An 18,500-nucleotide genomic window follows, 5' to 3' on the forward strand; every position below is an offset into this window, starting at 1 on the left:
AGCCGGCCGCGACGAGCACGGCGGCCGGGGACGTCCGCTCCACGAGCGCGGCGAGCACGTCGACCTTCGGCGTCACGAGGTAGCCGGCGGCGTCGTCGGACTCCGCGACGTAGACCTTCTCCGCACCGTAGGACGCGAGCGACTCCTTCAGCTTCGCGGCGGTGCCCGGGGCGCCGACCACGACGGCGCTCGGCTCCCCGAGCGCGCGGGCAGCGGTCAGCAGCTCGTAGGTGACCTTCTTGATCTCGCCGTCCAGCTGATCGACGAGGACCAGAACCTCAGCCATGGTGCAACCCCTCTCAGATCAGTTTCTGGCCGACGAGGTACTCGGCGATCTTCACGCCGCCGTCGCCCTCGTCCTCGACGCGCTGGCCGGCCTCGCGGGGCGGCTTGGGCGACGCCTCGACCACCGACGACCACGCGTTGTCGAGGCCGACCTCGCCCGCGTCGATGCCCAGGTCGGCGATGCCGAGGGTCTCGACCGGCTTCTTCTTGGCGGCCATGATCCCCTTGAACGACGGGTACCGCGGCTCGTTGATCTTCTCGCTCACGCTGACCACCGCGGGCAGGTTCGCCTCGAGGTGGGTCAGGCCCTCCTCGGTCTCGCGGGTGACCTTGATGCTCGACCCGTCGACGGTGACCTCGCGGGCGTGCGTGAGCTGCGGGTAGCCGAGCAGCTCGGCGAGCATCGCGGGGATCGCGCCGCCGGTGCCGTCGCTCGCCTCGTTGCCGGCGATGATCAGGTCGACGCCCTCGACGGTGCCGATCGCCTTCGCCAGGACCCTGGCCGTCTGCAGCATGTCGGCGCCGTGCAGCGCGTCGTCGACGACGTGCACGGCCTTGTCCGCGCCCATCGACAGCGCCTTGCGGATGGCGTCGGTCGCGCGTTCGGGGCCGACCGACACGACGGTCACCTCGCCCTCGGACGCCTCCTTGATCTGGAGCGCCTCCTCGATGGCGCGCTCGTTGATCTCGTCCAGCACCGCGTCGGCGGAGTCCCGGTCAAGTGTGTGGTCACCGTCACTCAGCTTGCGCTCCGAATAGGTGTCCGGCACTTGTTTGACCAACACGACGATGTTTGGCATGGGTCTGCTCCGACCTCCCGATGACGAGCCCATCCGGCTTGCGCGATGCAAAGAATACGAGGCTGGCCCGACCTTGCCACGCGGGCGGTGGCTTGGCACGGTGTGTTCCGCCACCAGTATGTTACTAATCAGTAGCTTAGTCGCAAGCGATCTGGCCTTTGTGGCTCGTGACAACGCTCACCCGAATGGATTAGCTAACATCTGGTCATGTCCGGCCGTATTGGTCTGGTGACCGACTCAACCTCGAGCATCCCTCCGGCTCAGGCCGCGCAGTGGGGAATCACTGTCGTGCCGATGCAGATCCAGATCGGCAAGCAGGTGCGCGCAGAGCCCTCGGTGCCCAAGGACATCCTGGTGCGCGCGTTACAGGAGGACTACGCGGTCTCGACCGCGCCGCCGGACCCGGCGGGCTTCGCGTGGGCGTACCAGGACCTGGCCAACAGAGGCGCGGACGAGATCATCTCCGTGCACATCTCGGGCCGCCAGTCGAAGACCACGGAGGTCGCGGAGATGGCGGCCGCGCACTCGCCGGTCCCCGTCCACATCGTCGACTCGCAGACGACCGGGATGAGCCTCGGCTACGCCGTGCTCGCGGCCGCGCGCGTCGCGGGTGCCGGCGGCGGCGCGCGCCGGGTAATGGATTGCTTGGCCCGCCGGCTCGAGCACGCCTCCGAGCTGATCTACGTGGACACGCTCGAGTACCTGCGCAAAGGCGGCCGCATCGGGGCCGCGGCCGCGATGCTCGGCAGCGCGCTGTCGCTCAAGCCGTTGCTGACCATGGTCAACGGCCGGGTGGCGCCGCTGGAGCGGGTGCTCGGCGCGGACCGCGCGCTGCGCCGGCTCGTCGACGCGGCCGTGCACAAGGCGGGCGGCCAGCAGGTCGACATCGCGATCGAGCACTTCGGCGCGGCGGAGAGGGCCGAGCACGTCTGGTCGCGGCTGCGCCCGCGGCTGCACGCGGCGCGCGAGGTCACGCTGACCGAGGTCAGCTCCACGATCGGCGTGCACGTCGGCCCGGGCGCGGTGGGCATCACCGTCTCGCACGTCTGACCCGCCTCGCGCCCCGACGCCACGCGGAGATCAACATCCACGTCGTGCGCCGATCAGGTGAGGCACTTCGGCCGCGGATAGATACCGACGGGTAAGTTCTGGGCGGTCAGCTCCGGCGCGCGGGCGTTCGCGCGGGGACCTGGACCGACGGCGGGAGGCGACGCGCTTGACGGACATCACCGCGGGCCCGCACGACGCCCTGCCGCTGACCGGGGAGCGGACCGTGCCCGGGATCGCCGAGGAGAACTACTGGTTCCGCCGCCACGAGGCGGCCTACCTGGCGCTGCGGGCGTACTGCCGCGACGCGGTCGTGCTGGAGGCCGGGTGTGGCGAGGGGTACGGGGCCGACCTGATCGCCCGCGACGCGGCCGCCGTCGTCGGGCTCGACTACGACGCGCCGACCGCCGCGCACGTGGCCCGCGCCTACCCGGCCGTGCACGCAGTGCGCGGCAACCTCGCGTGCCTGCCGGTCCGGGACTCCACTGTGGACGTCGTGGCCAACCTGCAGGTCATCGAGCACCTGTGGGACCAGGCGGGCTTCCTCCGCGAGTGCCGCCGCGTGCTGCGCCCGGGCGGGCGGCTGCTCGTCACCACGCCCAACAGGATCACGTTCTCCCCCGGACGCGACACGCCGCTCAACCCGTTCCACACCCGCGAGCTCGCCCCGGCCGAGCTGGCCGGCCTGCTGACCGACGCCGGCTTCGCGGTCGAGTACCTCGGCGGGCTCGCGCACGGGCCGCGGCTGCGCGCGCTGGACGCGGAGTTCGGCGGCTCGCTCATCGACGCGCAGGTCCGCGTCGCGGTCGACGGTTCGCCGTGGCCGGACGAGCTGCGGGCCGCGGTCGCCGGCGTCACCGCGGCCGACTTCGCGGTCGGCACGGACGACTTGGAGTCCTGTTTGGACATCGTGGCCGTCGCGGTGGGGCGCCCATGACGCCGGTGCCTGCCGAAGAGGGCTCCTTCTGCCTGGTGCTGCACAGCCACCTGCCCTGGCTCCCCCACCACGGCGCGTGGCCGGTCGGCGAGGAGTGGCTCTACCAGGCGTGGGCGCACTCGTACCTGCCGGTCGTCGACCTCGTGCGGCGGCTCGGCGCGGAGGGCCGGACCGACCTGCTGACGCTCGGCGTCACCCCGGTGCTCGCCGCGCAGCTGGACGACCCGTACGCGCTGCGCTCGGTGCACGACTGGCTCGGCAACTGGCAGCTGCGCGCGCGGTTCGCGGCCGGCCGGTGGCGCGGCGCCGACCCGCTGCTGCGCGACCTCGCCGCGGCCGAGCACCGGGCCGCGGGCCGGGCGCTCGAGGAGTTCGAGACCCGCTGGCGGCACGGGTTCTCCCCGGTGCTGCGCCCACTCGTCGACGCCGGGCTGGTCGAGCTGCTGGGCGGGCCGGCCACGCACCCGTTCCAGCCGCTGCTGCGCGAGCCGGTCCGCCGGTTCGCCCTCCACACGGGACTCGCGGACACCGCGCGGCGGATCGGCCGCGCGCCGGCGGGAATCTGGGCGCCGGAGTGTGGCTACGCCCCGGGCCTGGAGCGCGGCTACGCGGCCGCGGGCGTGCGGCGCTTCCTCGTGGACGGCCCGGCACTGCGCGGCGACACGCACGCGGCCCGGCCGGTCGGTGAGTCCGATGTGGTCTGCTTCGGCCGGGACCTCGAGGTCACCTACCGGGTGTGGTCGCCGAAGGCCGGCTACCCCGGCGACCCCGCGTACCGCGACTTCCACACGTTCGACCACCCGAGCGGGCTCAAGCCCTCGCGGGTCACCGGCAAGCACGTGCCGCCGGAGCGGAAACGGCCGTACGACCCGGTGCTGGCGGCGGCCGCCGTGGCACGGCACGCGGATGACTTCGTCGGCACGGTGCTCGCCCGGCTGCGGTCGCTGCGGGAGCGGCACGGCCGGCCCGCCCTCGTGGTCGCCGCGTACGACACCGAGCTGTTCGGCCACTGGTGGCACGAGGGGCCGGCGTGGCTGGAGGCGGTGCTGCGGCGGCTGCCGGAGGTGGGCGTGCGGGTGACGACGCTGCGCGGCGCGATCGAGGCGGGACACGTCGGCGATCCGGTCGAGCTGCCGGCGTCGTCGTGGGGGTCGGGCAAGGACTGGCGGGTCTGGGACGGCGAGCAGGTGTCGGACCTGGTGGCGGTGGGCGCGGCGGTGCAGGACGAGCTGCTGGCACTGCCGGCGCAGGACCCGCGCGTGCGGGACCCGGCACGGGACCAGCTGGTGCGCGAGGCGTTGCTGACGCTGTCGAGCGACTGGGCGTTCATGGTCACGAAGGACTCGGCCGCCGACTACGCGCGCCGCCGGGCGAAGGTGCACGGCGACCGGTTCGGCGAGCTGGCGAGCCTGGTGCGGGCGGGCCAGGACGCGCGCGCCCGGCGGCGTGCCGCCGACTTGCGGGGCGAGGACGGACTGTTCGGACACCTGGACGCGCGGGGGCTGTCGTGCGGATCTTGATGCTGTCGTGGGAGTACCCGCCGGTCGTGGTCGGCGGGCTCGGCCGCCACGTGCACGCGCTGGCCCGGCACCTGGTGGTGCTCGGGCACGAGGTCGTCGTGCTGTGCCGGCACGAGGCGGGCACCGACGCGGTCACGCACCCGACCACGGACACGGTCGTCGAGGGCGTGCGGGTCGTGCGCGTGGCGGAGGACCCGACGCACCTGCTGTTCGAGAAGGACCTCGTGGCGTGGACGCTCGCGATGGGCCACGGAATGATCCGCGCGGGCCTCGACCTGCTGTCCGCGTGGCGGCCCGATGTGGTGCACGCGCACGACTGGCTGGTCACGCACCCGTCGGTCACGCTGGCCGAGCACGCGGGCGTGCCGCTGGTGGCGACGATCCACGCCACCGAGGCCGGGCGGCACAGCGGCTGGCTGTCGCAGCGGCTGAACCAGCAGGTGCACTCGGTGGAGTGGTGGCTCGCGAACCGGGCGGACGCCCTGATCACCTGCTCGTCGGCGATGCGGGCCGAGGTGTCGTACCTGTTCGAGGTCGAGCCGGCCGACATCGCCGTGATCCACAACGGGATCGAGCCGCGGGGCTGGCGGGTGTCGGCGTCGGCGGTCCGGTCGGCTCGGCTTTCGCACGCCCCCGCCGGCGCTCCGCTGGTCGTCTACTTCGGCCGGCTGGAGTGGGAGAAGGGCGTGCAGGACCTGCTCGCGGCGCTCCCCCGGCTGCGGCGGGCGCACCCGGGAGCGCGGCTGGTGGTGGCGGGCAAGGGCGTGCAGGCGGCGGCGCTGGTGGAGCAGGCGCGGAAGCTGCGGGTGCGGCGGTCGGTGGACTTCGTGGGGCACCTGCCGGACCGCTCGCTGGTGGCGTGCCTCGCGGCGGCGGACGTGGTGGTGCTGCCGAGCCGCTACGAGCCGTTCGGCATCGCGGCCCTCGAGGCGGCCGCGGTGGGGGCGCCGCTGGTGGCGTCGACCGCGGGCGGCCTGGCGGAGCTGGTCGTCGACGGGGAGACGGGTTTGTCGGTGGCGCCGGGCGACGTGGACGGCATCGTGTCGAGCATCCGCGCGGTCCTGGCGAACCCGGCCGCGGCGGCCCGGCGCGCCCGCGCGGCGAAGTCCCGCCTGGCGACGGACTTCGACTGGCGCACGATCGCGGTGTCGACCGCGACCGTGTACGAGTCGGCCACGGTGCGGGAGCACCCGGCGCTGGGCCGACCGAAGATCGCCACGGGCAACCAATTCCGCCTCTCCGAAATTTAGCGTGTTGGTTGCGTCCCAGCGAACGGTGCAGGTGGTCGAGGTGACCGTGGCTGGCTGGCGTCACGGTCCCCTGAGGACACGTGGATCGGATACCGGACCTTGCACAAAGACCTGCGAGAAGAGTTAGCCGGTGCCGAGGGTCTTCTTCAACGCCGCCTGGGCCTTGCGGGACATGTCGGCCACCGCGGCCCGGCGGGCGGCGTCCTTCTCGTACGTCGTCAGGCGGTCGCGGACGACCTTGGCCGGGATGCCCGCCGCGACCGCGTAGTCCGGCACGTCGCCCTTCACCACCGCGTGGGCGCCGATCACCGCGCCGCGGCCGATCCGGGTGCCCTTCGTCACCGTGACCTTCGTGCACAGCCACGTGTCCGGGCCGATTCGCACCGGCGCCTTCACGATGCCCTGGTCCTTGATCGGCAGGTGGATGTCGGACGTGACGTGGTCGAAGTCGCAGATGTAGACCCAGTCCGCGACCAGCGCGGCATCCCCGAGCTCGATGTCGAGGTAGCAGTTCACCACGTTCTGCCGGCCGAACACCGCCTTGTCGCCGATGCGCAGCGAACCCTCGTGGCAGCGGATCGCGTTGCCGTCGCCGATGTGCACCCAGCGGCCGATCTCCATGCGCCCGTACCCGGGCCGGCAGTGCACGTCGAGGTCCTTGCCGAGGAACACCATGCCGCGCAGCACGATGTGCGGGTTCGCGAGCCGGAACCGCAGGAGGCGCCAGTAGCGCACCAGGTACCACGGCGTCCACGCCCGGTGCCGGATCACCCAGCGCAGCGAGTCGAGCGTGAGGAACCGCGCCTGGTCCGGGTCGCGCCGGGAGCGGCGCCAGCCGCGTACCCGGTCGGCGACCGGCGCGCCCCACATCGACGTCATAGCCGCTGACCGTACCGTGCAGGCATGCCCGAGTCCCCGGAGCCCGGCGACCGCCATGCCAGCTGGCTGGAGCTGTTCTTCGACCTCGTCGTGGTGGCCGCGGTGCACCAGCTCACCCACCTGCTGGAGACCGAGGGCGACCACGGCCCGGATCGGCAGGACATGGTCCTGTTCGTAACGCTGTATCTGGCGATCTGGCTCGTGTGGACCACGTTCACGCTCTACTCGAACGTCCTCGCCGAGCGGGTCCGGGTGCGCTCGATGTTCCTCGGCATGGGCGGGATCGCGGTCATGGCGGCGAGCGTGCCCGAGGTCCTCGCAGACCGGGCGAACATCTTCGCCGTGGCGTACCTCGTCACCAGCGCGCTCGGCAACGGCGCGTTCAGCCGCTCCGGGCTGGTCGTGCTGTCCTGGGGCGCGGCCACCCGCACCGCCGGGCTGCTGCCCTGGATCATCTCGTTCTGGGTGGCCGACCCGAGATGGAAGCTGACGCTCTGGATCGTCGGCCTGGCGATGACGCTGTACTTCAGCGTCCTGTTCGGCCGCGGCGGCAGCAGGCAGGTGGTCGATCGCCTGAACCAGCAGCTGGCGCGGCGGACCGAGCGGTCGCGGCAGCGGCGCGCGCGGGCCGGTGGCGACGTACCCGGTGCGCCGAAGCTCGTGGTCGCCCAGGTCGACACGGCTCACCTGGGGGAGCGGCTGGGCCTGTTCGTGATCATCGTGCTGGGCGAGGGGATGCTCCTGCTGGTCGACTCCTGGTCGCAGATCGACGACTGGGCACCCGGCGGCGGCAAGGGCTGGCTGCTGGCGCTCGCGGTGGTGAGCGGGTTCGCGCTGCTGATCACGTTGTGGGCGCTCAACGTGCGGTACGCGTTCGCCGAGGCGCACCCGTACTCGCCGTCGGTCGTGCTGCCGGCGCACTTCCTGGTGGTCGTCACGATCACGACGATCGCCGCCGGGCTGGGCGCGGTGGAGGGCGCGCCGGCCGAGCACCTGCCGGCGTCGACGAACTGGCTCCTGTGTTCCGGAGTGTCCGCGTTCCTGCTGATCGTCACGCTGCTCAGCCGCGCGACCCGGCGCTGGGCACTGACCGCGGTGGCGATCGCGCTGCCGATCGGGGCGGGCGCGCTCGAACCGGTCGTGCCCGCGTCCGTGATCGCGCTGGTGCTGACCGTGGCAGCCGCCGGGCAGCTGTGGAACCTGGGCAAGGCGCTAGCGTCGGACGCATGACCGCACTGATCATCGACACCGACCCGGGCGTGGACGACGCCTTCGCCATCGCGCTCGCCTGCGCGAGCCCCGACGTGGACCTGCTGGGTGTCACGACGGTGTTCGGCAACGTCGGGCTGGCGATGACGACGCGCAACGCGCTGCGCGTGCTCGCGCTGTACGGCCGGGAGGACGTGCCGGTGGCCGCGGGTGCGGACCGGCCGCTGGTCTACCCGCACCCGCACCGGGCGCGCTACGTGCACGGCGAGGACGGGCTGGGCAACCGCGCGGACCTGCTGCCCGAGCGGGCCACCGGCGTGGCGGGGACCGACGCGGTGGCGCTGATGGCGTCCCTGCTGGAGAGCGCGGCCGAGCCGGTCACGATCGTCCCCATCGGACCGTTGACCAACATCGCGCTGCTGCTCGCCGCGCACCCGGCCGTGCGGGGGAAGATCGAGCGGGTCGTGATCATGGGCGGCGGCGTCGGCATCGGGAACGTCACGGCCGCGGCGGAGTTCAACATCTGGAGCGACCCGGAGGCCGCGCGGCGGGTGCTCGTCGAGGAGGACGTGCCGACCGTGCTGGTGCCGCTGGATCTCACCCACCGGTGCACGGTCGACGGGGCGTGGCTGGACCGGCTCGCGGCGAGCGGCCCCCGCGGCCGGACCCTCGTCGAGCTGATCGCGGCGTACCGCGAGTTCTACTCGCGGAACCTGGGTATCGACGGCTCGGTCGTGCACGACGCGGTCGCGATGGCGGAGGCGATCAGCCCCGGCCTGCTCGTGACGGAGACGTACCCGGTGGACGTCGAGTGCGCGCCCGGCCCGGCCCGGGGCACGGTGATCGCGGACCGGCGCAGCGCCATCGCGCGCGACCGGTCCGGTGTGGACGGTAGCCGCGAGGTGGCGGTCGCCGTGGACGCGGACCTCGACGCGGTCCGCGAGTTCCTCCTGAGCCGGCTCAGCTCTTGACCGGAGCGGCCGAGCGCTCGACCGCCTGCGACAGCTCGATCAGGCGGTCGACGTCGGCCTCGAGGCTGTCCTCGACGGGCAGCGCGATCGGGATCGCCTGCGACGACACGGTTTCCCCCGCCGCGTGCGCGCGCAGGGCGTCGGACAGCTGCCGGGCGAGGCGCTCCGGGTCGGGCAGCTCGGCCGGGTCCATGCCGAGGTCGGCCAGGTACGGGCTGATCCGCACGAGGCCGTCGCGGCACTCGATCACCCGGCGGTAGTAGCGGCGGTGCACGCTGCGCAGGGTCAGCGCGTCCCGCCAGCGGCTCGCCGGCACCCGGCTCAGGGCGTCCTGCGGGAACTGCTCGTTCAGCACGGTCCAGAGTGGACGAAGCCGGCGGTACGCGCGGCGGTGCCGGCGCCACACCCGCAGCGCGGCCATCCGGGTCTTCACGGTCGGGTAGGCCATGCCGACGACGAACAGCACGATCCCGATCAGCAGCAGGAAGATGCTGGTGAACACGACCGGCGGCGGGGCGGGCGTGCCGGCCCAGCGGCTGATGTTCGAGGCCACGAAGGTGGCGCCGGCGAGGGAGATCGAGGCGAGGCCGATCGACGCGATGCGCAGCCCGCGGCGCAGCCGCGGCTCGGCGCCGCGGGCATAGCGGCGGGTCCACACGCACGCCGCCGCGAACGCGTAGAGCAGGTAGCTGTTGGCCGCGACGTAGAAGGCCCCGATGCTCGGTTCGCCGACCGGGCCCTCGCCCGGTGTGGACGTGACGGTGGCGGCGGGGACGCGCAGGTCGGCCGGGATCATGATGTTCGCGACCGTGAGGATCACGAGGGCGACGCCCAGCACGATGGTGTCGCGGACGGCGCGCGAGCGGGCGAGTGCGGGCGCCAGCGCGGAGAACTGGAAGAAGCAGACGAGGCTGAACGCGGCGACGAGCAGCAGCGCGTGCTGCAGGTAGCGGGCGTTCATGGCGTCCACGCCGAGGAACTCCACGCCGCGGCTCGCCGCGATGCCGAACGGATACGCGATCGACCAGCCGGCCACCAGGCCCGTGACCGCCCACCGGCGCACGTCCCCCGGCGAGCGGGCGACCAGCCAGAGCATCCAGGCGAGCGCGCCGAACGACACGATGCCGTGGACGATGTCGAACCCGGTGTAGGTCACGGTGCCTCCGGTTCGCTTCGTTCGGTCACCAACACGCCGCCTCGCTGTCGCTCACAGCCACCCGAGCCGATCTGTCAGCGCGGTCCCCATCCGCTGGGCCGTCTCGTCGTCGGAGTCCGGTGGCGGGCCGACCGAGTCGAGCACCGAGGCCCACTCGAGGATGATCGTGGCGGCCGTCTCCGCCTCGCGCTCCTGGGCGGAGTCGTACGAGGTGCGGCGCAGGGCCCGCCGCACGGCGCCGGGTTCGAGGTCCGGGTACTGCTCGCGCAGCCGCGCCGGCTCGACGTCCGGGTAGAGCTGGCCGAGCAGCGCGTCGTCCTCCTCGTCGCTGCGGTGACCGGCCAGGATGTGGCCGAGCTCGTGCAGGATGATGTGCCCCTGGTGCGCCTTCGACGTCTCCTGCTGGTAGAGGATGTAGTCGGCGGACTCCGTGGTGATCCACGCGCCGAACGGGCCGGGTACCGGGATGGGGTGGGCGACGGGGCGGATCGGCTTGCCGCGCTGGCGGCCGACGCGGCGGCACAGCTCGTGCACGTCCAGCGGCGGGCGGATGTCCAGCTCGTTCAGCAGCTTCCGGAGGCGGCGGCGCAACTCACGCTCCCGCACTGCTCAACACCTCCCTGATCCTCACCCCCCAGGGCTTGTGATGCCGATTCGCAAGCTTTCCAGAACACCACGTGCCGCCGGAACGGCCGTTTGATGTTCACTCCTTCGGCCTAGTGTCCCTTTCGGCCTGCTCCAACCGGTGGACGACGTCCAGCAGGTCCATCACCTGGCGCCGTCCCTCGGGCGACAGCTCGCCGGCCCGCAGCGCCATCAGCTGCGCGTCGCTACTGTCCATGATCTCGCTGAGCCGGGCCTGCTCCGCCTTGAGCTCCTCGAGCTGCTGGTCTACCCGGTCGGTCACCTCGTCGTCGAAGAAGTACGAGACGGGCACTCCGAAGAACGCGGCCAGCGCCTGCAGGTGCTTGAACGTCGGGTTGTCCTTCTTGCCCTTGCGCAGCTGCCAGATGTAGCTCTGCGAGATCGTCACACCGGTCGCGACGATGGCCGAGGCGACCTGCTCGTTGCTGTACTCCTGACCGCTTCGCGTAGTGGCGTTGGCGAACAGGTGGTTCAGCTTGTCGGCCAGGGCTCGCGCCCGCTCAACCATGTAGCCTCCCCGCCCCACATCCATTGTGTACTACCGACAGACAAGCACCGGCTGCACGTCGTCATTTTTGTCAGTTGAAACCTGACCGTCAACCAGTCTAGGCTGCTGACCGAGCAGTTCAACTCATATGAAAGAGATTCTCATCCGTTTGGCGTACAACAGTCCAACGTCCCGGGAGGTTCCCGCGATGCGGCCCGCAGGCGCGGACGATACCCATCATGGAACGTGCTGCGCGACCTGCGGACAACCCCTGGGCTACCGCACCACGGACAAGCTCACGGGCCTGCTCGACCGCTGGGCGTGGGACAAGGCCGCCGCGGAGATTCTCGACCAGGTCGGCGAGCAGCCGGCCGTACTGCTCATGCTCGACCTCGACCGGTTCAAGGAGATCAACGACACGCACGGGCACCTCGCGGGGGACGTCGTGCTGCGTGCGGTCGCCTCGGTCGTGCGAGGCGCGGTACGCCAGATGGACATCGTGGGCCGCTACGGCGGGCACGGCGGCGACGAGTTCCTCGTCCTGCTGCCGGCCACCGACCTTCCCCGGGGCGAGAAGGTCGCCGAGCGGATCCTGACCCAGATCCGGGCGGCGGCGGTGACCGCACCGTCCGCGCGGGACGGTCAGATCACGATCACCGGGTTGACCGCGTCGGTCGGGCTGGCGGCCCGCAACCACCGCTGCGACAAGGAGCTGGTGGAGCTGTTCGAGGGCGCGGATGCCGCGTTGCTGCGGGCCAAACAGGCGGGCCGGAACAGGATCGCCACGGCGGACGTCCGGAGCGGAGACGTCGCGCCGATCCGCCGGCTGCGCCACCTCGAAGAGGTCCGGCTGGTCCCCCGGGACGGGGGCCAGCCGGACTACGCGGCCGTGCTGAGCGAGCAGCTGCGCGCGTTGGTGCGGGTGCTGCCCGGCGAGCACGAGCTGGACATCCTGGCGGCGCTGGCCTGCGGCCCGCTGCCCTACCAGGACCTGCAGGACACCGAGGACGGCGCGCCGGAGTGCACGCTGGCCCGGCTGGAGAACGACGGCCTCGTGGCCTGCGAGCGCGAGGACGGCCGGATCGTCGCCTGCGCGCTGACGCCGGACGCGCGCGAGCTGCTCGACAGGCTTCTTCCCGCCGTCGAATGGGTCGGGAAGATCGGCTCCACAGGGGCGGCAGGGGCGTGAGTGGGTAGCGGCGTCCAGGGGCATTGCGCGCCGCTACCCACTCACGAGACCTCCTCGCAGGCTCGGAGCTCCCGCTCGCGGGCACGCTGCGTCATGGTTCGCTCGCGGGCACGCTGCGTCATGGTTCGCTCGCAAGCTCGCACGCTGTGTCATGGTTCGCTCGCGGGCGCGCTCACGAGGACCGCTTCACACACATAGGCCACAGGCGTCCGTCCCACGCGGGCGATCACGACCGTGGCCTCGTTCGGGCCTTTCAGCTTCAGCCTCGGGCGCAGCGCGTTCGGGTCGACGTCGAGGCCGCGGACGAGGATCTCCAGGCGGCCGATCTCCCGGGCACGCAGACGTTGCCGCAGCGTCTTCTCGCTGTAGCGCCCGTCCTCCAGCACCCGGAACGCGCGGATGCCCGGCGGTGGCGCGTCCCCGCTGAGGTAGGCGATCCGCTCGTCCAGCTGCCAAAGCCCGTGCCTTGCGGCGTACTGGCGCACCAGGCCCGCGCGCACGACGGCCCCGTCCGGGTCGACCAGCCACTCCCCCACCTCGCGCACCGGGCAGTCGTCCGGCTCGGCGTCCGTGACCGTCCACTCGGGACCGCTGGTGCGCAGCACGGTGGCCCGGCGGCGCGTGGTGGCGAGCGAGCCCGTCCACACGCACGCCTCGCGTACCTGGCCGTCGAGGGAGACCAGCTCGACCTCGCCCGCCCACGGCAGCTCGGCGAAGTCCATGCCCGGCGCGCACTTCACCGCGAGGTCGGCACCGGGCCACGCGCCCGCGAGCTCGTCGAGCGGCGGCAGGAAGTCGCCCGCCCGCCAGCGCCGGCGGCCGGCGGCGTCGCGGCGGCCCGGGTCGGCGAACACGGCGGTGCCGCGGGTGACCGGGCGCAGCGCGTCGGCGCGCACGAGCGTCGCGCCCGGGACATTGTGGCGGGCCATGGCCAGGCGGACCGGGTCGAGGTCCGAGCCGACGGCCCGGCGTGCGGTCGCCTGCAGGGCCGCCAGGTCGGCGCCGATCGAGCAGGTCGCGTCGTGCACGTCGCGGCCGGCGAACCGGCGGGCCCGCAGCCGCGCGACCGGCGCCGGGGTCGCCTGCTGCAACGCGGCGTCGGTGAACAGCCACTTGTGCGGATCCGCCACCTTGGTCACGGCCTTGCGGCGCAACAGGACGGTCTCCAGCACCGGGCCGGCGCGCTCGCCCAGGCGGTCGCGGACCTTCGCCACGTCCGCGAGGTAGGACCCGCCGGTCAGCGGCAGCCGGTCGACCTCCGCGAGTGCCTCGGCGGCGGTGCCCAGGTAGGCCACGTCCGCCAGGGTGAACTCGTAGGTCAGGGCTTCGTCCCGGTGACCAGCACGTTGTAGAACAGCTCGCGCGGCGCGACCCTGCGCAGCACGTTCTCGTCCAGCCAGGACAGCCGCAGCCACGCCTTGTACGCGAACAGCCGCCAGCGCAGCGTCAGCCTCTCCTGCGGCACCGCGGCCTCGAACGTGCGCACGGGCCAGCCGAACAGCGCGGCGGCGAGCTCCTCGGTCACCGCGCGGACGTTCGCCGCGCCCGCGTCGCGGGCGGTGCGCTCCAGCGCCGACGGGTCGAACGTGTGCAGGTCGACGATCGCCTCCAGCGCGGCGGCCCGGGACGACTCGTCCAGTTCGGACTGGGGCCGCCGCCAGCCGGACAGCGGTCCGAGCCTGGTGACGTTCGTGGTCAGCCACCAGGTCAGCTGGCCGAGCTTGCGTGCGTAGGCGTCGCCGATCTTCGTCGGCTCGCCGGCGAACACGAACCGCCCGCCCGGCTTGAGCACGCGCAGCACCTCCTGGAACGCGGCCGCCACGTCCGGGATGTGGTGCAGCACCGCATGCCCGACGACGAGGTCGAACGTGCCGTCGTCGTACGGGATGCGCTCGGCGTCGGCGACCCGGCCGTCGACGTCCAGCCCGAGGTGCTCGGCGTTGCGCAGGGCGACCTGGACCATGCCGGGCGACAGGTCGGTGACCGAGCCCTTCTTGATCACGCCGCCCTGCATGAGGTTCAGCAGGAAGAAGCCGGTGCCGCTGCCGAGCTCCATGGCCTTCTCGTACGGCCAGTCGGCGTCGCCGGCCACCGCGCGGAACCGGCCGACCGCGTAGTCGATGCAGCGCTCGTCGTAGGAGATCGACCACTTCTCGTCGTAGGTGTCGGCCTCCCAGTCGTGGTAGAGCACGTTGGCGAGCTTGGGATCCGACCGCGCGGCGTCGACCTCGGCCTGCGTCGCGTGCGGGTTCGGTGCCGGGTCACTTGCCACTGAACGTCGCCTTTCCCGGCCCGTTCTCGATGAACGACCGCATGCCGGTCTTCTGGTCCTCGGTCGCGAACAGCGCGGCGAACACGTGGCTCTCGAGCTTCAGCCCGCTCGCCAGGTCGCCGTCGAGGCCGCCGTCGATGGCCGCCTTCGCCGCGGCCAGCGCCCGGGCGGCACCGTTCACGAACTGCTCGGCCCAGCGCCGCGCGGCCTGGTACACGTCGTCCGGCGCGACGACCTCGTCCACCAGCCCGATCGCCAGCGCCTCGTTCGCGTCGACGAACCGTCCGGTGTAGACGATGTCCTTCGCCTTGCTGGGCCCGACGAGGCGCGCCAGGCGCTGCGTGCCGCCGGCGCCCGGGATGATGCCGAGCAGGATCTCCGGCTGGCCGAGCTTCGCGTTGTCGCCGGCCACCCGGCGGTCGCAGCACAGGGCCAGCTCGCAGCCGCCGCCGAGCGCGTAGCCGGTGACCGCGGCGACCGTCGGCTTGGGGATCTCCGCGACGGCGGAGAACGAGGACGACAGGGGACCGGCCCGCTCCGCCATGTCCACATAGGACATGTCGGCCATCTCCTTGATGTCCGCGCCCGCCGCGAACACCTTCTCGCCGCCGTAGACGATCACCGAGCGGACGTCCGCGCGCCGGCCGGCCTCCTGCGCGGCCGCGCGGATCTCCTCCTGCACCTGCTTGTTGAGCGCGTTCATCGGCGGGCGGTCCAGCCGGATGGTGCCGATGCCCCCGTCCACCTCGAGCCTGACGAACTCACCCACGCCGCTGCCTCCCTACCGAACGGTCAACTTGCGGACAACCTAGTCCGAGCCACGACGGCGCGCGAAGTACCGGTCGCCGAGCCGCTCCAGTGCCAGCGACTGGCCGAACGTGGCGGAGAGGTTCTCGCTGGTCAGCACGTCGTCCAGCAGGCCCTGGGCGACCACCGTCCCGTCCTTGACCAGCAGCAGGTGCGTGAAGCCGGGCGGGATCTCCTCGACGTGGTGGGTGACGAGGATCGTGGCGGGCGCGTCAGCGTCGCGGGCGAGCTCGGTGAGCCGGCCGACGAGGTCCTCGCGGCCGCCGAGGTCGAGGCCCGCCGCGGGCTCGTCGAGGAGCAGCATCTCGGGGTCGGTCATGAGCGCGCGGGCGATCAGCGTGCGCTTGCGCTCCCCCTCGGACAGGGTGCCGAACTCGCGCTCGGTCAGGTGGGCGACGCCGAGGGACTTGCACAGCTCCTGGGCGCGGCCGGTGTCGAGCTGGTCGTAGTCCTCGCGCCAGCGGCCGAGGATGGCGTAGCCGGCGCTGACGACGATGTCGAGGACCGTCTCGTGGGGCGGGACGCGGGCGAGCAGCGCGGCGGAGCAGAAGCCGATGCGGGTGCGCAGCTCGAACACGTCGACCCGGCCGAGGCGCTCACCGAGCACGTGCACCTGGCCGGTGGTCGGGTGCAGCTCGGCCGCGGCGAGGCGGAGCAGCGTGGTCTTGCCCGCGCCGTTCGCGCCGAGGACGACCCAGCGCTCGTCGAGCTCGACGCTCCAGTCCACGCCGGAGAGCAGGTGGGTGGTGCCGCGCCGGACCCCGACGTCGGACATGTGCACGACCAGGTCGTCCAAATCCGTCACGGTGCCCTATTCAACATGAGGCTTTGCGCAGCCGTGCCCTCGGTTTGCCTCGGTGCGCAACGGCGGTTCCGCGAGCGGCCCGCGGCCGGATTGACTCGCCGGGTGCACACGCGGACATTCCCTGGTCTGGGCTTCGACCCGGCACCCGGCTCGGCGGCGGACGTCTCGACCGTGCTCGCCCGGCTCGCGGACGCCTCGTCCGCGGTCTCCCGGTCGGCCGAGCGGCTGCGGCGGGCGGCCCGGGGCGGCGCGTGGCACGGCGCGGCGGCGTCCTCCTTCCGGTCTTCCGTCGCCCGGGGCTCCGCCGGACTGACGTCGTCCGCCTCGGCGCTTCGGTCGGTGTCGCGGGCGTTGACCGAGTGGCAGTCGCGGCTCGTGGCGAACCAGCAGGAGGCCGACGCGCTGGAGTCGCTCGCCCGCCGGCTGCGGGCCTCGTCCGACGGCTCGACCGACGGCTCCACCGACTCGGCGCTGACGCAGGTGCTGGACCGGGCGTTGCGGCTGCAGGCACGGCACCTGCGACAGGCGTCGGCGGCCGCCGCGGCGGTCCGGTCGCTGTGGTCGCCGGTCGAGTGGCCGGCGGAGTCCGTTTCCCGGCTCTCGGGCCGGGTGACCGACTGGACCGGCCGGGTGGCGCTCGGGCTGCGGCCCGTTGCGTGGCCGGGCGGACCGGGCGGGTTCGTGCCCGGTGGGCTCGGCTTCCCCGGTGAAGTCGGTCCCGGCGGTGTCGGTTCCGGCGGGCTTGCTCCCGGCCTGCCCGGCGTGTCCGGGCCAGGTCAGCCCGGCGGTTCCGGCGTGCACGGCCTGCCCGGCCTGTTTCCCGGCGGGTCCGTGCCGTTCCCGGGAGAGCCCGGCCCGGACCTGCCCGGCGATGAGGGAGGGTCCGGGATTCCGGGGCGTGCGGGCCTCGGGATCCCGGACCTGCCGGGCGGCCCGGCCGCCCTGCCGCGCGGCTGGGACGGCGCGGCCGTTCCCCACCTGCCGACCGTGCACCCGGCCCCCGGCGAGACCGCCCCGGCCGGCTGGCTGGACACGGGCTCGGCCCAGCCCACGACCCCGAACGTCGCCGACCCGCTCCCCCGAGGCGGGGAAGGCCCGGGCGGTGCCCCCAACCGCCCGGGCCTGCTCGGCGACCGCCCGGTCGGTGGCGCGGACTTCCTCGGCCGCCCCGACGCGGCGGACCGCGGCCAGGACCCCGTACGCGGTGCGCCGGGCCGCGGCGAGATGGGCGGCCGGCACGTGCCGGTCCGCCCCGAAACACACGTTCGCGCGGAGGCACACGTTCGTGGTGACGGCCACCCGCGCGGCGACGCGAACGTCCGAGGCGAGGTTCGAGCCGAGGCGCACCCGCGCGGCGACGGCGGGCGCGCCGAGGTGCGCGGGCGGGCCGAGGCCCACCGGCCCGGCGAGGCACACGCCGGTGGGCGCGCCGAGGCCGGCGGGCGCGGTGGTGAGGCGCACGGTCCCGGACGGCACGCTGCCCTGGGCGGGCCGGCCACCGGGCCGGGCGGGCATGCCGGCACGGTCGACCCAACCGGCCCGCATGTCGCTGCCGGGGTCGGTTCGCTCGCCGCCCACGGCGCCCCACCACCGCTGCCCGCGTCCCCCGCGCCGCCGGGCCAACCCGCGCCCGCGCTCGGGCAGACCGTCGAGCAGCAGACCGTCGAGCAGCAGGCCGTCGACCCCGCACCCGCGCCCGATCATGGCGGCCGGGCCGACGCCGGGCGCGCCGCCCCGCTGAACGGGCGGCCGCTGGACGGGCGACCGCTGGACGGGCGACCGCTGGACAGCCGGCCGCTCGACCGGCCGCTGGACAACCAGCCACTGGACACCAGGCAGCTCGACGGCGGCCGGGTCACCGGGACCGACGGGCGCGGGCTCGAGCCCGGCCGCACGACCGGCGCCGACCCCACCGCGCGCCAGACCACGCCGGCCCAGCCGGGCCACCCGAACGCACCGGTCAAGAGCCGCGACAGCGACCAGGTACTGGCCGCCGCCATGATCGGGTTCCCCGGCCAGCCGGCCGAGCAGCACGCCGGACCAGGCGGTCTGCGGGCATATCTGCTGACTCGCCCCGAAGCGCGCCCGGTTCTGGTACTCATCAAGCCCGGAGGCAGCGGCGAGCCGCTCTTCCTCACCGGTTTGACCCCCTGTGCGAGCCCCTTGCCCGGCTGCGCAACCCCGGTACCGGGCACCGGCCCGGACGGCGTCTACTGATCACGACCGAAAGAGGAGGAGCTG

17 protein-coding genes and 1 pseudogene are annotated in these 18,500 nt (G+C 73.2%); 8 read left to right on the forward strand and 10 right to left on the reverse strand.

Annotated elements, in window-relative coordinates; all coding sequences use genetic code 11:
- Nucleotides 1-286 (reverse strand): annotated as a pseudogene (locus tag VH969_RS24225) (electron transfer flavoprotein subunit alpha/FixB family protein); the annotation flags it as partial.
- Nucleotides 287-299: 13 nt separating this feature from the next.
- Nucleotides 300-1,085 carry an electron transfer flavoprotein subunit beta/FixA family protein gene (locus VH969_RS24230; protein WP_331978073.1) on the reverse strand — a complete coding sequence of 262 codons (786 nt, stop codon included), beginning with the start codon at nt 1,083-1,085 and terminating at the stop codon, nt 300-302.
- A 207-nt stretch (nt 1,086-1,292) separates the two neighbouring features.
- Here VH969_RS24230 and VH969_RS24235 point away from each other — a divergent pair, with 207 nt between their 5' ends.
- The 4 genes from VH969_RS24235 to VH969_RS24250 all read left to right on the forward strand — a co-directional run bounded on the left by VH969_RS24235 (nt 1,293) and on the right by VH969_RS24250 (nt 5,839).
- A complete protein-coding gene (locus tag VH969_RS24235) occupies nt 1,293-2,135 on the forward strand; it encodes a DegV family protein (protein WP_331978075.1) in 843 nt (280 codons plus the stop codon).
- Nucleotides 2,136-2,301: 166 nt separating this feature from the next.
- Nucleotides 2,302-3,069: a class I SAM-dependent methyltransferase gene (locus VH969_RS24240; protein WP_331978077.1), complete on the forward strand. Its 768-nt coding sequence runs from the start codon at nt 2,302-2,304 to the stop codon at nt 3,067-3,069.
- Entirely contained in the window at nt 3,066-4,589 is a 1,524-nt protein-coding gene (locus VH969_RS24245) for a 1,4-alpha-glucan branching protein domain-containing protein (protein WP_331978079.1), read from the forward strand. The genes VH969_RS24240 and VH969_RS24245 overlap by 4 nt, the downstream gene beginning before the upstream one ends.
- Entirely contained in the window at nt 4,577-5,839 is a 1,263-nt protein-coding gene (locus VH969_RS24250; RefSeq protein WP_331978081.1) for a glycosyltransferase family 4 protein, read from the forward strand. The genes VH969_RS24245 and VH969_RS24250 overlap by 13 nt, the downstream gene beginning before the upstream one ends.
- Nucleotides 5,840-5,962: 123 nt before the next feature.
- On the opposite strand, the gene VH969_RS24255 is transcribed toward VH969_RS24250, so the two are convergent.
- Nucleotides 5,963-6,718 (reverse strand): acyltransferase, encoded by a 756-nt coding sequence (locus VH969_RS24255; RefSeq protein ID WP_331978083.1) that lies wholly within the window; start codon nt 6,716-6,718, stop codon nt 5,963-5,965.
- A 24-nt stretch (nt 6,719-6,742) separates the two neighbouring features.
- Between VH969_RS24255 and VH969_RS24260 the strand changes: the two genes are divergently transcribed.
- Nucleotides 6,743-7,948, forward strand: coding sequence for a low temperature requirement protein A (locus tag VH969_RS24260; protein WP_331978085.1), 1,206 nt, complete (start codon nt 6,743-6,745; stop codon nt 7,946-7,948).
- Nucleotides 7,945-8,898, forward strand: coding sequence for a nucleoside hydrolase (locus tag VH969_RS24265; RefSeq protein WP_331978087.1), 954 nt, complete (start codon nt 7,945-7,947; stop codon nt 8,896-8,898). Before VH969_RS24260 ends, VH969_RS24265 begins: the two co-directional genes overlap by 4 nt.
- Here VH969_RS24265 and VH969_RS24270 read toward each other — a convergent pair.
- The 3 genes from VH969_RS24270 to VH969_RS24280 form a co-directional block, all read right to left on the reverse strand.
- Nucleotides 8,888-10,054 carry an MAB_1171c family putative transporter gene (locus VH969_RS24270; protein WP_331978089.1) on the reverse strand — a complete coding sequence of 389 codons (1,167 nt, stop codon included), beginning with the start codon at nt 10,052-10,054 and terminating at the stop codon, nt 8,888-8,890. The two genes, VH969_RS24265 and VH969_RS24270, sit on opposite strands and share 11 nt — an antisense overlap.
- 51 nt (nt 10,055-10,105) lie before the next feature.
- Nucleotides 10,106-10,660: a hypothetical protein gene (locus tag VH969_RS24275; RefSeq protein ID WP_331978091.1), complete on the reverse strand. Its 555-nt coding sequence runs from the start codon at nt 10,658-10,660 to the stop codon at nt 10,106-10,108.
- A gap of 97 nt (nt 10,661-10,757) precedes the next feature.
- Nucleotides 10,758-11,207, reverse strand: a complete 450-nt coding sequence (locus VH969_RS24280) for a helix-turn-helix domain-containing protein (RefSeq protein ID WP_331978093.1) — start codon at nt 11,205-11,207, stop codon at nt 10,758-10,760.
- Nucleotides 11,208-11,394: 187 nt separating this feature from the next.
- Between VH969_RS24280 and VH969_RS24285 the strand changes: the two genes are divergently transcribed.
- Nucleotides 11,395-12,375: a diguanylate cyclase gene (locus VH969_RS24285; RefSeq protein WP_331978095.1), complete on the forward strand. Its 981-nt coding sequence runs from the start codon at nt 11,395-11,397 to the stop codon at nt 12,373-12,375.
- A 149-nt stretch (nt 12,376-12,524) separates the two neighbouring features.
- Here VH969_RS24285 and VH969_RS24290 read toward each other — a convergent pair whose 3' ends face one another.
- The 4 genes from VH969_RS24290 to VH969_RS24305 are packed head-to-tail and all read right to left on the reverse strand — an operon-like array spanning nt 12,525 to nt 16,229.
- The gene (locus tag VH969_RS24290; RefSeq protein ID WP_331978131.1) at nt 12,525-13,697 is read right to left on the reverse strand and encodes a THUMP-like domain-containing protein; all 1,173 of its coding nucleotides are present in this window, start codon (nt 13,695-13,697) and stop codon (nt 12,525-12,527) included.
- Nucleotides 13,694-14,647, reverse strand: coding sequence for a class I SAM-dependent methyltransferase (locus VH969_RS24295; protein ID WP_331978097.1), 954 nt, complete (start codon nt 14,645-14,647; stop codon nt 13,694-13,696). The genes VH969_RS24290 and VH969_RS24295 overlap by 4 nt, the downstream gene beginning before the upstream one ends.
- The gene (locus VH969_RS24300; protein WP_331978099.1) at nt 14,637-15,416 is read right to left on the reverse strand and encodes an enoyl-CoA hydratase/isomerase family protein; all 780 of its coding nucleotides are present in this window, start codon (nt 15,414-15,416) and stop codon (nt 14,637-14,639) included. The genes VH969_RS24295 and VH969_RS24300 overlap by 11 nt, the downstream gene beginning before the upstream one ends.
- A gap of 39 nt (nt 15,417-15,455) precedes the next feature.
- Nucleotides 15,456-16,229 (reverse strand): ABC transporter ATP-binding protein, encoded by a 774-nt coding sequence (locus VH969_RS24305; protein ID WP_331978133.1) that lies wholly within the window; start codon nt 16,227-16,229, stop codon nt 15,456-15,458.
- A gap of 132 nt (nt 16,230-16,361) precedes the next feature.
- Between VH969_RS24305 and VH969_RS24310 the strand changes: the two genes are divergently transcribed.
- Complete coding sequence (locus VH969_RS24310; RefSeq protein ID WP_331978101.1) at nt 16,362-18,476, forward strand: hypothetical protein; 2,115 nt, start codon at nt 16,362-16,364, stop codon at nt 18,474-18,476.
- Nucleotides 18,477-18,500 lie beyond the last annotated feature (24 nt).

It is taken from the genome of Actinophytocola sp. (assembly GCF_036555685.1).
Classification (GTDB): domain Bacteria; phylum Actinomycetota; class Actinomycetes; order Mycobacteriales; family Pseudonocardiaceae; genus Actinophytocola.